The sequence below is a fragment of the Paenibacillus sp. FSL F4-0097 genome, assembly GCF_038593125.1.
Classification (GTDB): Bacteria; Bacillota; Bacilli; order Paenibacillales; family Paenibacillaceae; genus Paenibacillus_AQ; species Paenibacillus_AQ odorifer.
Genome location: NZ_CP151965.1, coordinates 5943622 through 5959305, shown reverse-complemented (window position 1 = coordinate 5959305; position 15684 = coordinate 5943622). Strand labels below are relative to the sequence as shown.

At 43.3% G+C, this 15684-nt stretch carries 11 protein-coding genes; 7 read left to right on the top strand and 4 right to left on the bottom strand.

The features are described 5' to 3' along the window. Window positions 1-12: 12 nt before the first annotated feature. Together MHH86_RS26670 and MHH86_RS26665 are read right to left on the bottom strand one after the other, a co-directional pair. Window positions 13-810: a sulfite exporter TauE/SafE family protein gene (locus MHH86_RS26670; RefSeq protein ID WP_076098819.1), complete on the bottom strand. Its 798-nt coding sequence runs from the start codon at window positions 808-810 to the stop codon at window positions 13-15. Between the two features lie 44 nt (window positions 811-854). Then, a complete protein-coding gene (locus MHH86_RS26665; protein ID WP_342479553.1) occupies window positions 855-2468 on the bottom strand; it encodes a carboxylesterase family protein in 1614 nt (537 codons plus the stop codon). 135 nt (window positions 2469-2603) lie between these two features. Here MHH86_RS26665 and MHH86_RS26660 point away from each other — a divergent pair, with 135 nt between their 5' ends. Next, entirely contained in the window at window positions 2604-3515 is a 912-nt protein-coding gene (locus MHH86_RS26660; RefSeq protein WP_342479552.1) for a LysR family transcriptional regulator, read from the top strand. A gap of 20 nt (window positions 3516-3535) precedes the next feature. On the opposite strand, the gene MHH86_RS26655 is transcribed toward MHH86_RS26660, so the two are convergent. Together MHH86_RS26655 and MHH86_RS26650 are read right to left on the bottom strand one after the other, a co-directional pair. Beyond that, complete coding sequence (locus MHH86_RS26655; RefSeq protein WP_342479551.1) at window positions 3536-4129, bottom strand: YdeI family protein; 594 nt, start codon at window positions 4127-4129, stop codon at window positions 3536-3538. A gap of 87 nt (window positions 4130-4216) precedes the next feature. Continuing rightward, window positions 4217-5185: a LacI family DNA-binding transcriptional regulator gene (locus tag MHH86_RS26650; protein WP_340892898.1), complete on the bottom strand. Its 969-nt coding sequence runs from the start codon at window positions 5183-5185 to the stop codon at window positions 4217-4219. Window positions 5186-5297: 112 nt separating this feature from the next. Here MHH86_RS26650 and ascB point away from each other — a divergent pair, with 112 nt between their 5' ends. The 6 genes from ascB to MHH86_RS26620 all read left to right on the top strand — a co-directional run bounded on the left by ascB (window position 5298) and on the right by MHH86_RS26620 (window position 15660). After that, window positions 5298-6710 carry a 6-phospho-beta-glucosidase gene (gene ascB, locus MHH86_RS26645; RefSeq protein ID WP_038573257.1) on the top strand — a complete coding sequence of 471 codons (1413 nt, stop codon included), beginning with the start codon at window positions 5298-5300 and terminating at the stop codon, window positions 6708-6710. 282 nt (window positions 6711-6992) lie between these two features. Continuing rightward, entirely contained in the window at window positions 6993-8837 is a 1845-nt protein-coding gene (locus MHH86_RS26640) for a beta-glucoside-specific PTS transporter subunit IIABC (RefSeq protein ID WP_342479550.1), read from the top strand. Between the two features lie 130 nt (window positions 8838-8967). Beyond that, the gene (locus MHH86_RS26635; protein WP_076104874.1) at window positions 8968-9807 is read left to right on the top strand and encodes a PRD domain-containing protein; all 840 of its coding nucleotides are present in this window, start codon (window positions 8968-8970) and stop codon (window positions 9805-9807) included. Window positions 9808-9956: 149 nt separating this feature from the next. After that, the gene (locus tag MHH86_RS26630) at window positions 9957-10979 is read left to right on the top strand and encodes an iron-siderophore ABC transporter substrate-binding protein (protein WP_076104875.1); all 1023 of its coding nucleotides are present in this window, start codon (window positions 9957-9959) and stop codon (window positions 10977-10979) included. A gap of 8 nt (window positions 10980-10987) precedes the next feature. Next, window positions 10988-13045: an iron ABC transporter permease gene (locus tag MHH86_RS26625; RefSeq protein WP_342479549.1), complete on the top strand. Its 2058-nt coding sequence runs from the start codon at window positions 10988-10990 to the stop codon at window positions 13043-13045. A gap of 587 nt (window positions 13046-13632) precedes the next feature. Further along, window positions 13633-15660, top strand: coding sequence for a penicillin-binding transpeptidase domain-containing protein (locus MHH86_RS26620; protein WP_256717046.1), 2028 nt, complete (start codon window positions 13633-13635; stop codon window positions 15658-15660). The last annotated feature ends 24 nt before the right edge of the window (window positions 15661-15684 follow it).

Genomic DNA, 15684 nt, shown 5'->3' with positions numbered 1-15684 from the left:
TTACATAATGACCTACCCTTTCATCATCAAACGAAGCGAAACGATGATGAGAAAAACGGCTAATAGCTTTAAAAGCAGCTTGGCAGGAAGGCGTTTTGCCAGGCGTGCGCCAATTTGACCGCCGATAATTGCGCCAGGTGCTAGGGCTAACACCATAAACCATTCAACATTCAATAAAAAGGCATGTGTTGTGGTGCTTACGATAGCTGACAGGAAAATTTGAAGCATAGAAGTTGCAACAGCGATATGGGGGGCAAAGCCGAGAAGTAAGGTCATTGTCGGAACCATAAGACTCCCGCCGCCAATCCCAAATAGGCTTGCTACAAAGCCAACAAGAAAACTGATGATTATGCCGGTAGGCATATGATAAGCATATTCGAAATGAGCACCGCTATTATCGGAAAAGCTTCGCTTCACCGTTGGTTTGAAAGGCCAATGGATGGGTTTGTTCGGCTTGAACAAGAGCAATAAAGCGACAAGGATTAAAAAAATCCCGAAGCTTACGAAAAACATTCTCCCGCCCATTTGCTTGGTAAAGAGTGCACCTATTACTGAACCCGGAATCGAAACGGCGGCAAAGGTGAGCGCTGCTTGATAATCGATTCTCTTCTGCTTTGCGTACACATAAGTACTTGAAATGGAGTTGAAAAGCAGCATTGCCATTGATGTTCCAGCCAGATGTGAAGGCTCCATATCAGGAAAAAGGAAAGCCAACGCAGGCACAACGATGAACCCGCCGCCAAGTCCGACCAATGAACCGGAAATGCCAGCTGCTAGCCCGATGACTAAGAGCAGTAAGTAAGTTAGCACAACAGCATGTTCCTTCCTCTACGTGAATTCTACAATCATTTATCTTACCAGAAAAAACGTCCCGCAAATAAATTGTTTTTTAGCCAATTGCGCTGTTCTGCTGCTAAACGGGGATCATTGTCCATTTGGGACAGGATATCTTTTTTTACAAGTTTGCAGACGGATTGAACAATAGTTTGATCCTGGCTAGCATCTAACCAGAGAATTTCCGCAGACCGGGGATTAGGGGTGTATCGTTGCCAAGCAGGTTGTCCCTCAGCATTAGGATTACCGGTATATAGGAAATGCCGTAAATAGTCCCTCATTAGGGAAGAGAGCATGTTACGCCCAGGCTCGTTATGCTCGGAAATTACATCCGCAGGAAATCTTTCCTGGACACCGGAAAAGTCACCTGTATAGAAGGGGATGTCTGCACCATGCGGGGCACCCATAAGAAAACGGATGTAAGGATCGATCACTCCGTCTCTTAACCCCCAGGCGAAGCGGTAAGCATAGATGGGCATCTCCGGAATCGCACTTAATAATATCTCTGTAGTCTGCTCTACATTAAATTCTGCATACAGATCGCTCCCATATTGGACTGATGCTTCATAGAGCTTCTTTTCTTCCACATTTCCGGCTAACTCTTCATTTTGCACTAGGGAGAAGAAATGAGTATCCCATAAAGTGAACTCGGAGAATTCGCTGGCAGTGCTGCCTAGGATGATCGGCAGGCAAGGGTGCTCGCGGTTATTTAGATTGTCGAAGCCACCAATAGGAATGACCGTGCCGTCTTCGATCAAATGAGGAAAAGCAGCCATCTGAAGCCCCGTCTCACGAATGATTTCGACAAAGTGAAAGGCATTCTGACGATATAGGAAGTCGGAAATCTTATCCGCAGATTGTGTGGAAATCCAGACTCGTGCCTCATCCTGATTGCTGACCATTCCTGTTTTTATTAATAACTCTGTTAAAATGTCATTTGCTTTTTCTTCGCTTTGCTCCGTAACAGCCGTTGTTAAACCCCCACTCATAATAAAAAGCTTATGAAAGAGCCCTCTGCCCAGCGGTGAAAGGTAAGCAGCTAATGCATTTCTTGCACCTGCAGACTGGCCCCCTAATGTTATATTCCCTGGATTCCCCCCAAAGCAAACAATGTTTTTGTGCAGCCACTTTAGCGCATGAAGAACATCGAGGAGACCGTAATTTCCTGAGTCATCCAAGGGGTCCCCGGTTCGGAGTGAGGGATGCCGGAAAAATCCCATTGCTCCTAAACGGTAGTTCACTGTAACCACTATACTATTTGTCTTACACGCCAATTCTCCACCTTGAAAATCCCGTCCCGAACCCCCAATATTTCCGCCGCCGTGGAGGAAGACGAATACGGGTAAGCCTGCCTCGGCATGATCCGGTCGCCAAATATTCAAAAAGAGGCAATCTTCACTGCCGCCAGGTTCCCCTTGAATGAATTGGACACTGTTATTCTTGAAATCGCTTGCAGGAAATACACCTGTCCAAGCTTCTATCTCACGTGGTGCCTTCCATCTGAGCTTATGTATGGGGGGTTCCGCATAAGGAATCCCTAACCATGCGATCGCCCCAAGTTCTGGCAGACGTATGCCCTTAAGCTGACCGCTGGAGACTGTAATAATTTCTTCCATGGGTTCTCGTGTGCTCATTTATAGTTCCCCTTTCTCCTGCAGATTCTTATGTATTTTTAATTCTCTTTATTATAGTGTTCTGCTATGATGATGAAAAATATATTATTATATATAAAATACATAACTCTAAGGTTATAGAAGAGGGTGGTTTCGTTGGATTTACTTTCGCTTCGGTACTTTCAAACGGTTGCAAAGCTTGAGAATATGACCCGGGCAGCCGAAATACTCCAAATCTCACAGCCTGCTATAAGTAAAATGATCAAAAATCTTGAGGACGAATTAAACGTCAAATTGTTTGATCGCACAGGAAAATACATTCGATTAAATGAATATGGGAAGCGGTTTCTTGTGAAAGTTGATTTAGCCCTACAAACGTTAGAGGAGGGGAAAACAGAGCTATTGGACTTGTCTGAGCGACCGACAGGAACTGTAGTGATTTTTATCCAAGCGGGTTCCTATTTGCTTCCGGATATGATCACATTATTTCGTCAGAAGTACCCGGAAGCTCAATTCAAGCTATTGCAGCAGGATCAGGAGATCTCACGTTATCCGGCTTTTGATTTGTGTATTTCTTCTACTCCGCTCAAGATTCCAGGAACAGCGTCCACACCGGTATTAACGGAAGAAATCATGCTGGCGGTTCCTAATGAGCACAGGCTCGCAACCCGAAAAAGTATACATCTGAATGAACTCGCGGAAGACGGCTTTATTAGTTTGAAAATAGGCAAGCAGCTGCGCGAAACGACGGATTCTCTATGTCACGCCGCCGGATTTGCTCCGCGTATCATTTATGAATGCGATGAGCCTTCGATGGTACGCAGTCTAGTCCGTTCGGGACTAGGGGTTTCTTTTATCCCCGCTGTAACTTGGGGTGGTTCTCAAGGATCCTCAGTGGTACTTCTTCCCATTGAAGAACCCATAAGTACCCGCACCATTGAAATCTCATGGTATACCAACCGATACATGACTAATGTCGCTAAAAAGTTCAAGGCCTTTGTTGAGGATTATTACAAGCAGTTAAAAGAAGACAAAATAAAAAAAGAGCCAATAAACCTTAAGGCTTAATTGACTCATTGTCAGCAACGCTAATCATTTAATCCCTTACCCTCAAGGATTTGCGGGATGAATTTTTCAATTCGTGATACGCGGGTTTTGGATTGTTTGGCTTGAGAAAAATGATAAATATATGCGTTTTGCCGTCCAGGCGTTAGGGCTTTAAAAGCAGTTTTCAAGCCAGGAAGTTCAGCGAATTTAGTCTGAAGCTCTTCAGGAATGAGGTAATCCTCTTTCTTTTTTAATTCGACTTCCAAACCCGCTTTTTCAACTTCTATGGCATTTTGAATGTAGGCTTTTAGAACAGCTTCCATTTCAACGATTTGTTGCACATTCGTAAACCGAATTTGGCGCGCTGCCTGCACATTTTCTGTTTGTTGAATTAGAATCCCATTGGGATCCTGTAACAAGGCACCTTTGTGAAAGAGAAGTGCACAATATTCTTTAAATCCATGAATTAATACTATGTTTTTATCATGAAATGTGTAACATGGATGCATCCACTTATAATCTTCGGTCAGCCCGCAATCAAGCACGATCGTTCTCAACTGCTCATATTCTTCCCTCCATTGTTTCGGTTTACTTAAGAATTTATCAACCCTAGGATTCAATTTATTATTTGTCATAAAAAACACCCATCTTCATCATAATTTTCAATACAATTTTACTTTTTTTATGGAATGTACAGTCGTAATCTTCTGGGAATGGGCAACCTATGTTGTCTCCCGTTCGATCAGTTGGAACGATAGGGGCTGCAGCTCCATATCTAATCCAAGCAGGGTTGGAGCCAGCAGAAGAAAGGCGTTCTCCGCCTGTCCCGCAATCGGATTTCGAACAGTGGTAATTCCGAGCGTCTGCGACAGCTCCGAATTATCAAAACCAACGATGGCTAGATCACGGGGCACATCCAGCTGCTGTCTACGTGCTTCGCTCAGAACGCCCACCGCCACCAAATCATTGGAGCACAGAATGGCATCCGGCTGATCTGGTTGTCCTATTAGGGTTCGCACCAATTGCTCTCCGTCAGGGATTCCATAAATCGTGGAGTAATACCATTTCTCAACGATGGGAAGATTATATTTGGCCATGATTTGCTCATAAGCTAGTCGTCTACTCTGGGTATTTATGCTGCTTGGGCGGCCAAAAGCATTAGCGATACGCGTATAACCCCGCTCTATCAAATGCTCTAGAGCGAGTGCATATCCGTCATATTGGTTCATGGCAACTGACGGTATTTCAGGATGGTCCATGCGTTGCCAGGACACAATCGGGCCGTATTTGCAGTAGGAAGTTATGACATTTTTATCGTTAACAGCGGTCAGAATAAGCAGGGCGTCGACTCTTTTCTGTTTGAGATCCTCGAAAGCCTGAAGTTCCTTTTGCTTATCTCCGCCGGTGGTATAAATAATCGTCTGATACCCGTAACGGCCGGAGATTTCGACGAAGCTGTTCATGAAGCACAAAATAAGCTCGTTTAGGTCTAAGGTAATCATGCCGATTTGCTGGGTTTGGCCTTTGGATAAAGATATGGCATTCCGATTGGGAACATAGTCCGTCTCTTTCATAATGGCGAGAATTTTCTCCCTAGTTTCCTTGCTGACATGGGGAGAATCGTTCAGGACTCGGGATACCGTAGCTTTGGAAAAGCCCGACAGCTTAGCAATTTCGTCAAGTGTGGACATCGGCTTATCTCCTTTGCAAGATTAATCCTTGACATGTAACGCGTTCCAAGGTTTAGGATTCGGATTAGAGCAGTAAACCTATACTATCACAATAGCAAAGGCGGGAAGAAATATGAACTTACAATTTCCAGAAGGATTCCTATGGGGTGGGGCTGTAGCCGCTAACCAGCTTGAAGGGGCATATCAGGATGATGGCAAAGGCTGGTCTACCCAAGATGTCATGCCACATGGCATTAAGTCTGCGCCTACAGAAGTTCCTACCGACGATAACATGAAGTTGATTGGCATCGACTTCTATCACCGATATAAAGAAGATATTAAGCTGTTTGCGGAAATGGGCTTTAAAGTATTCCGGACGTCTATTGCCTGGTCACGGATTTTTCCGAAAGGGGACGAGCCGGAGCCGAATGAACAAGGCTTGCAGTTCTACGATGATCTATTTGATGAGTGTCATAAATACGGCATTGAGCCGCTAGTTACTATCTCCCATTATGAGACGCCGCTGCATTTGGCACGAGAGTATGATGGATGGGTTAACCGTAAGATGGTGGATTTTTACGAGCGATATGTGAGAACGATCTTTAATCGTTACAAGAATAAGGTTAAATACTGGCTGACCTTCAACGAGATCAATTCTATCCTAGAGTTCCCATTTATGAGCGGCGGAATCAATACTCCATTGGAGAAATTGAGTAAGCAGGATCTGTATCAGGCCATTCACCATGAGTTCATTGCAAGTGCTTTGGCGGTGAAGATCGGTCATGAGATCAATCCTGATTTCAAAATAGGCTGTATGGTGCTGAGCATGCCAATTTATCCGCTCACTCCGCATCCGGACGATTTGATCAAGGCGATGCAAAGCGATCACAAAAATATGTTTTTCGCGGATGTTCATAGCAGAGGTTACTATCCAGGATATATGAAACGGTTCTTTAAGGAAAATGGAATCCACATTCATTTTGAGCCAGGGGACGAAGAAATTCTGAAGCATACCGTGGATTTCATATCTTTCAGTTACTATATGAGCACATGTGAAACGGCCGATCCGGAGAAACAGATCAGAGGAGAAGGAAATCTGCTGGGCGGGGTAGCGAATCCATATCTGGAAGCGAGCGAATGGGGTTGGCAGATCGATCCGCAGGGCTTGCGTTATGTGATGAATATGTTCTATGACCGATACCAAAAACCGCTATTTATCGTGGAAAATGGCCTTGGCGCCGTCGATCAGCTGGTTGTAGACGGGAACGGTGAGAAGATAGTAAACGACGATTACCGGATCAATTATTTGCGAGATCATTTGGTTCAAGTAGCAGAAGCTATTGCCGATGGCGTGGAAGTTATGGGGTATACGAGCTGGGGCTGCATCGACTTGGTTAGCGCAACAAGCGCCGAGCTGAAGAAACGTTATGGCTTCATTTATGTAGATCGTCATGATGATGGTTCAGGTACACTGGAGAGATACCGTAAGAAGTCCTTCCACTGGTACAAAGAAGTAATCGAATCGAATGGACAAAGCCTGTTCTAATAAAAAGAGTCCTGGTAATCAAGATATTCTTGATCTATCAGGGCTTTTTTTGTTATCCAATATTATACAGACCCTGGTTTATTGTTGACATCATTAATTGAACATGTTAATTTGTAAATAATAAATTAATCGGATATCAGGATTGCTACTGCATAGCAGGCAAAACCTAAGTTTCATTTATGTTTACGGGGATAATCTCTCTCGTACATAGATGTGATTTAGGTTTTTTTGTGTTCCCTGATATCCGTGATTAATTGATCTGTTACAAAGGGGTGTATAAAAATGAGTTATGAACAGCTAAGTAAAGACATTATCCAATCTGTCGGTGGGGAGAAGAATATTAACAATGTGATTCATTGTGCCACGCGACTAAGATTCACACTTAACGATGAGCAAAAAGCTGATAAAGAAAATTTGGAGAAAATGAAAGGGATTATTGGGGTAGTTAGCAAAGGGGGACAGTTTCAAGTTATAGTGGGTACCCATGTTGCTGATGTGTATAAAGAAATTGCCAAATCCATAACCCCTAACAGTGACTCTGGCGAGAACAAGGTAAAGAAACCCATAGGGACTCTGATTTTTGATGTTATTTCCAGAAGCTTCTCGCCTCTGATTGGTGCTTTAGCAGGTGCGGGTATGTTGAAAGCGCTATTAACTGTACTGGCTTCGTTACATGTTCTAAGTGCGGATAGCGAAACTTATAAAGTATTAGCGGGCGCTAGTAATGCCGTGTTTTATTTTCTACCCATTTTCTTAGGGATTACGTTATCGATTAGGCTGGGCGTGAATGCTTATGTGGGTGGTAGTATCGGCGCGGCCTTACTTGAGCCTAATATTACGGGATTAGCAAGTGTTGAATCTCCACATTTTTTAGGTATTCCTTTAGTAATTTCGGACTATTCATCAAGCGTGTTTCCGATTTTTATTGCCATCTGTATATATGCTTTATTGGATAAGCAGCTAAGAAAGTTTATACACAAGGATTTGCAGATGTTCTTAGTCCCTATGATATGTTTGATTGTGATTGTACCGTTAACTATTTTAGCGTTCGGACCGTTTGGCGTGAATGTAGGGAATTTAATTGGAGACGCTATTTTGTTCCTTAGTACGAAAAGCGGTATTGTTACAGGGGCAATTGTGGGAATAGCTTGGACATATTTGACTGTCCTCGGATTGCACTGGGGACTTGTGCCAATTATTCTTGAGAACATTGCTAAGGGTGGAGATCCGATATATGCAATGGCCGGCATGGCCATCTTCGCTCAGCTGGGTGTAGCGTTGGGGATCTTCCTGAAAACAAAAGACAAACAGTTGAAAACATTGGCCGGCAGTACATTTATACCAGGCGCGCTTTCAGGTGTGACAGAACCTATTATTTACGGATTGCTGACTCGTTACAAACGGACTTTCATTTATGTAACTATTGCGGGCGGTGTAGGTGGAGCACTTAGTGGTCTTTTCAAAGTGAAGATGGAAGTATTCGCATTTGTGAGCGTATTAAGTCTTCCCGCATTCTCTCCGCTGGCCGTTCAAGCGATTATAGCAGGTGTGACCATTGTATTGGCTATGGTAATTACCATGGTATTTGGTTATGAAGATAAAAAGAAAGTGAATATTGTAGAAGAAAAAACGAATACTGAAAAAAGCGAGGTTATCCTTTCTCGCGCCGTGAAAAGTTCAACCGTTGTAAGCCCTCTGGCTGGTAATGTAATCCCTTTAACCTCAGTAGATGATGCTGCCTTTGCTTCTGAAGCAATGGGCAAGGGGATTGCGATTGAACCCACAGAAGGCAAGCTTTATTCACCGGTAAGTGGAGTTGTATCCACTATTTTCAGAACAGGTCATTGTATTGCGGTAGTATCGGATGAGGGTGTTGAGGTCCTGATTCATATCGGTATAGAAACCGTGAAGCTAAAAGGTAAATACTTTGATGTGAAGGTGCAAGAAGGAGCAACAGTTACACAGGGTGACCTATTGATTGAATTTGATTTTGAACAAATAAAAAATGAAGGTTATCAATGCACAACGCCGATAATTATTACCAATATGGCTAATTATAGTGATGTGATTGGTACCAATAAAACAGCTATTACACCGGGTGAAGATCTGCTGACTGTTGTAGTGTGATCTATTGAAGAGTCATAAGGTATGAATGGAATCGATCTCTTAGTACTGCTACTTAGAGATCGATTTTTTATTATAGAATACTATAAAAAAAGAGCTAGCTTTGTAAAATGAAAAGGTAAGGAGCTGTAATATGCGGATCGAAAAAGTGTTAAACAACAATGTTGTTACTGTCATAGATGACCAAAATTTTGAACTAGTAGTCATGGGAAGAGGACTGGCCTTTAAGAAAAAACGTGGAGACTTTTTAGAAGAAGATAAAATTGAAAAGATATTCACTTTAAGCAATCAAAAACTTTCAGATAAGCTAAAAACGCTGCTTTCTGAGATTCCAATCGAGCACATGGAGCTCTCAGAAGAGATTATCAACTTCGCCAAACTGCAGCTCGGTAAAATGCTGGATGACAGTATTTATGTTAGTCTGACAGATCATATCAGTTTTGCGCTGGAGAGATTCTCAAAAGGGATGAAGATTAAAAACGCCATGCTTTGGGAAATCAAAAGATTCTATAAAGAAGAATATGAGGTTGGGAAAGCTGCGCTTCAAATTATACATTCCAAGCTCGGAGTCAGACTTCCCGAAGATGAGGCTGGACATATTGCTCTCCATCTGGTGAATGCTGAACTAAATGAAGAGATGCCTAACATGGTGAATATCACCAAGATCATGAACGACATCCTAAATATCGTGAAGCGCCATTTCAGGCTAGAGTACGATGAGGAGTCCCTTGCTTATTACCGTTTTATCACTCATTTGAAATTTTTTGCACAACGTCTCATCAACGGTACTCCACCTCCTGATAATGAGAATGGCTTATTTATTTTGGTAAAGGAGCAGTATAAGGAAGCTTTCGCAAGCGTTGAGAAAATTAAAATCTATATTGATAAAACATACAATCGTGAGTTAACAAATGATGAAATGCTGTATCTGACCATACACATTGAAAGAATTACAAACCAGATCATGGAGTAGGGACGGTTAAGCATTAAATTTTAACTTTGACTTTCGGGAGAATCGCGTATAAGATTACTAATATGTTTTCTGTGATAATCATTATCAATAGATTGATAACAGTTATCATGGAATCAACTTCGAACGTTGAATCCAGGGGGATAAAGCAAATGCACAAAAGGTTAATTAGTTTATTTATGGTTATTGCTATTATATTGGTCGTATCAGGTTGTGGTACTAACCAAAAGAACAGTTCAACATCGAACGCGGGAGCAACTGATAAACCAGCTGCTGAAAACGCGGGCAGTGAATCTACAAGCGGTCCTATTGTATTAAAGGATTCTAAAGGTGAGATTACGCTGGACAAACCTGCGCAAAGAGTTGTGGTATTGGAATGGACCTTTACGGAGGATGTTATTGCACTGGGAGTGCAGCCAGTAGGTAATGCAGATAACGAAAACTATAAGCTGTATGTGACTTCTGAAGCACCGCTTGATGCAAATGTGACTGATGTTGGTTCCCGTGACGAGCCAGATCTGGAGACGATTGCTTCATTAAAGCCTGATCTGATTATTGCCAATACGGGTGGGCACGAAGGAATTTATGATCAACTTAAAAGTATCGCTCCAACACTGATTTTCGGCTTGTATCCGAATGAAGGAGAAGGCAATCAGTACACGCTGATGGAAGATACTTTCAAAACGATTGCAGCGGCAGTAGGCAAAACTGCAGAAGCCGATAAGGTTCTTGCTGATTTGGATGCACATTATACAGACGCAAAAGCAAAGCTGGCTGATGCAGGTAAGGAAGGCTTGAACTATGTACTGACACAAGCATACAGCTACCAGAATGCAGCAACGATGCGTCTTTTTACAGATAATTCACTTGCGGTACAAACTTTGGATCGGATCGGTCTGAAAAACGACTGGAAACCCGAAAATTTCGAGGTTTACGGATTCAGCACCTCTACAGTTGAAGCATTACCTGCGGTTCAGGATACAAATCTGATCTACATCGTCCAAGAGGATGATAATATTTTCACGAAAGAACTGAAGGATAATTCCGTTTGGAATGGCCTTAACTTTGTAAAAGAGAATCGCACCTTCGGATTGAGCAGTACTACTTGGGTGTTCGGCGGTCCGATCTCCTCCAAAGTTATCGTGGATGAAGTTGTAAATACATTAACGAAATGAGTGCGGTTATGAACGAAAAGAGTAGCAAAGAAGCCTCTATCGGAATGAACTGGCGGATCATTGGAATATTTGGGGGCGGCTTTGCCGTCCTCTTCATTCTGTTCGTTTTAAGTTTAGGCTTTGGGGAAGCCAAGATCCCTGCAGCTACTGTAATAGATGGCTTGCTGAATCGCCAAGATATAATGGAACATAATCTGCTCTGGGGTATCCGCATGCCACGTACAGTTATTGGTCTGCTGGCCGGGGCTGCTCTGGCTGTGGCTGGCGCATTATTGCAAACTATAACGAAAAACCCGCTTGCTTCCTCAGATACACTTGGGATTAATGCCGGGGCATACTTTATGGTCGTTCTTGGTATGGTAGCTTTTCCTGCTTTGCAGCATGAATTTCCATTTTTGCTGGCAGTTGCAGGGGGACTGCTTGCTGCTTTAGCCGCTTATTTACTGAGTGGAGGCAAGGCAGCCACACCTGTTCGGCTGGCTTTATCAGGTATGATCGTCTCCATGGTGCTCGGAGCGTTTACATCGGCCATACATATTTTTAAAAGAACTGAAACACAAAATCTGTTTTTATGGGGTTCTGGTTCCCTAATTCAGTTGGATTGGGACGGTGTTATATATGCCTGGCCTTTTGTCGTAGTGCTGCTATTGGCAGCGATATTTGCCGGCAGACAATTTGATGCGCTGGAGCTCGATGAGTCAACTGCCCGTTCACTTGGACAGCGAGTAGGGCTAATTCGGGCGACGGGTCTTGGCCTATCGGTATTAATGGCTGCGGTTGTAGTCAGCGTGGTTGGACCGATTGGCTTCGTCGGCTTAGTGGCTCCCCATCTTGTCCGGCTTAGCGGGATCCGCAAACATCGCCTGCTCATTCCTGCAAGCGCATTGTGGGGAGCACTGCTCATCACGGCAGCGGATACGCTTGCGCGTGTAGTGCGAAGCAGTGTGGGTGAAATGCCTGTTGGTGCAGTTATGGCGATTATTGGAGCCCCGTGGCTCATTTGGCTAGTACTCACCAAGATGAAAAATATATCGGGCTCAGGCTCTGGCCAATCATCGATGAGCATCGGTGGAGCGGGGCTGCGTCTGCGCTTTGTGCCGACGGCTATAGTTATGACCGTGCTGCTCATTGTTATTATCCTCGTAAGCTTATCGTTTGGGGGAACAAAAATACCGATCAGTGAATTGCTAAGCAGTCTGTTCCATAGGGGGGATCAATCCTATTCCGTTCTGCTGAATTTACGGCTTCCCCGTACACTCGTAGCGGCTGCAGGAGGGATCGCACTTGCAATCAGTGGTGTATTGATTCAGAGTGCTGTTCGAAATCCACTGGCAGATGCTTCTATTATTGGTGTGACCTCAGGGGCTGGCTTTGGTGCTTTGGCCGTAATGACCATTTGGCCAGCATTGACGGTATTTGCAGTTCCGCTTGCCGCAATCGTGGGTGGGGCACTGGCTGCTGCTTTTGTCTTTTTTATGGCCTGGCGCAGGTCCTTGAATCCATCGGTTCTGATCTTGCTTGGAATCGCAGTCTCGGCTATTGCCTCTGCGGGAATCCAGGTTATGATCGTCAAAGGAAGTTTATGGAGCAGTAGCTCCTTAATTTGGTTAACCGGTTCGACTTATGGACGAAGCTGGAATCAATTTTACATCCTATTTGTATTCCTGCTTGTACTTGTACCGATTGCATACTATTTGGGGCGGAAATGCGATTTGTTGGCATTTGGCGACGAGAGTTCAACAGGATTGGGCTTGCCGGTTCGAGGAACGCGGCTTTGGGCTATGATTATCGGTGTTTTGCTTGCAGCGGGAGCCGTTGCAAGTGTAGGAACAATAGGGTTCCTTGGACTCATGGCGCCGCATGCGGTGCGGATGATGATTGGTCATCATACGAGACGATCCATTGTTTTGTCAGGATTACTTGGCGGCTTGATGCTCGTTATTGCCGATACGCTCGGAAGAACCATAATGGCGCCGAAAGAAATCCCTTCAGGCCTTATTATTATGCTGATTGGGGCTCCGTATTTCTTGTTTTTAATGTACCGGTCACAGGTTAGAAAAGTGTAGATTTTGCTATGGAAAAATCAGGGGGTGTCCCATCAGCTGTAAAAATAGCTGCTGGGGCACCCCCTGATTAATTTGAGCTTACTCCATCTAGAACACCTCAAACTTCGTTCCATTCGATTAAGATTTTCGCTTACGCTACAGCTATCGGACACAGCTGACCTTAAACGCAGCTTTATCTCGCATTTGAAGTGATAACGGACCGCATAGTCGCAATTGGCATGAAAAGTGCTTAATTTGCCCCTCTTCCTAAGGAGTAACGTCGCTGGAGTCCGAAACCAAGCTCCAAAGGCTAAAAATCCGCATATAACGTCATCTGAGTCCTTAAGCCTCGGCGAATGATGACAATTTATTGGTGCAGGCCACCAACGCCCATAAACAAAAAGCAGCGATTCTCCCATACCGGGGAAAGCTGCTTTTTTAATTGGATATTATCGATTTGTGAACAATTATTTAACTATTATTCTTAATTTTGTATATTTCCGTTTGCTAGTTTATACTTTAATCTTATACTGTAGAATTTTGGAAATAAGGAGTGGGATTATGTGAGGCTTTTCGACAGAAAAAGTGTACAAGACGGAAGCAAAACTATTAACAACTCTGGCGAATTAAGAATCAATATTTTTTTCTTTAGCACTTTTATTATTTTTTGTGTGATTATCCTACGCCTTGCGGTCTTGCAATTTGTCGAAGGACCTACGTTATCTGAAGCTGAGGCTAACCGGGATACGAAAATAGTGGCATTATCGGCACTGAGAGGGAATATCCTCGCTGCTGATGGTGAGAAATTGGCATACTCAACGCCCGTTCAATCTTTGTACCTTACTTTGGATAAGGAATATACCGCAACAAAAACAGATAAAACTACGAAAAAAGTTACCTTAACTGCTGAGGCAAATAATAAATCAAAGGCACTCGCCAGCAAGTTAGCAGAAGCCTTCGAAACTTATGGTGATCCTAATGAGAAAAAACTAACCACAGAAGAGATCCTTGAGTCTATGGATTTATATTCAAAAAAACTCTCTGGTTATGTAGCGCGAAGAATTAAATCAGGTTTAACTAAGAAAGAAATCGCTTATTTTTTAGAACACAAAAACGAATATCCAAACCTTGAAGTGATAGAGGAAAGCAGCAGGCATTATGATACCGATACGGTGGCTGTACAAGCTGTTGGCTACGTGAAATTTTTCAAATCCTCTACTAGTTTAGATCTTTATAAGGATGTACTTCAGGCGATGAAAAATAACCAGAACCCTGGACTTAACTATAAAGAGGATGAGCTAGTAGGCTTTGATGGCTTGGAGCTGCAATACCAGAAGGAGCTTCGGGGACAGAATGGTTATAAGGAAGTTTCCGTAGATCCGCAGAATATGGCAGAAAAAATTGTCAGTATTGAACCCCCGGTCAAAGGAAGCACTATCTGGACTACCCTTAATAAAAAAATTCAGCTAAAGACCGAAGAAGCCATTAAAGATCAGATTCAGTGGTTGCATTCACACACCGTTCAGGGAGAAACACATCCTGATGCTTTAACAGGTTACGCTGTAGCCATGGAAGTGGATACAGGTAATGTTATTGCTATGGCAAGCATACCTGACTATGATACCAACAACTGGGCTACGGGTTCGATCTCTCCAGAGGTGTATAAAAAAATTGAAAAGCATTACCAAAATGGAACGATAACTCCATACTCATCGGGAAGATCAGGGCATAATTTTGAATCTACCGTGCTGCTCGGTTCGACCATAAAACCATTGAGTGTGTTAATTGGCTTAAAAGAGGGCTTTATAAGTACTTCTTCTACTTATCAAGATAAGGGGATCACCTCATTTGGTAGAGAAGGACATGAGACTAATGTAAGGAACTCATCCAATCATGTATACGGCTCTTTGTACCCTTATACAGCCATTGAAAAATCTTCAAACGTATATATGGTTGATATGATCGGGAAAAAATTGTACGAAAAATACAAGTCTAAGGGCATTGGGGTATGGGACACATATATGAAAGAATTTGGTCTGGGTGTTCCAACAGGGATAGGTTTACCAAGGGAATACTTGGGTGATTTAAATTATAAAGCTGAAGCTAAAGCGGGTTCAGTTCAGTCTGCGCTTGTGTATGCTTCTTTTGGGCAGCAGGGGCGTTATACCGTTCTACAGTTGGCGCAATATGCGGCTACACTAGCCAATGAAGGGCAACGAATCAAACCACAGCTAGTAAGCAAGATCACGGACTCCAAAGGTAAAGTTATCAAAAAATTCAAACGGGAAGTGCTTGATGAAGTGACTACTTTCGATAAATCCTATTGGCGGGAGATAAAGAAAGGGATGAACAGTGACGTTAAAAGTGCCTTCGGTGATTTCCCCTATGATTTTGCACGTAAAACAGGGACTTCACAACAGACGGATAGTAAAAACATAAACCGTGATAACGGAGTGTTTATAGCTTTTGCACCACGTGAAAATCCAAAACTTGCTGTAGCTGTAGTTATTCCTGAAGGCGGATTTGGATCTAGTAGTGCAGCACCTGTAGCGAGAAAAATTTTTGATGCTTATGATTGGGAGTACGGATTGGATGGAATTCCGAAGAAAAATGTGGATAAAAGTATCAACGAATAACCAAAAGGAGAGCGCGAACTGCGC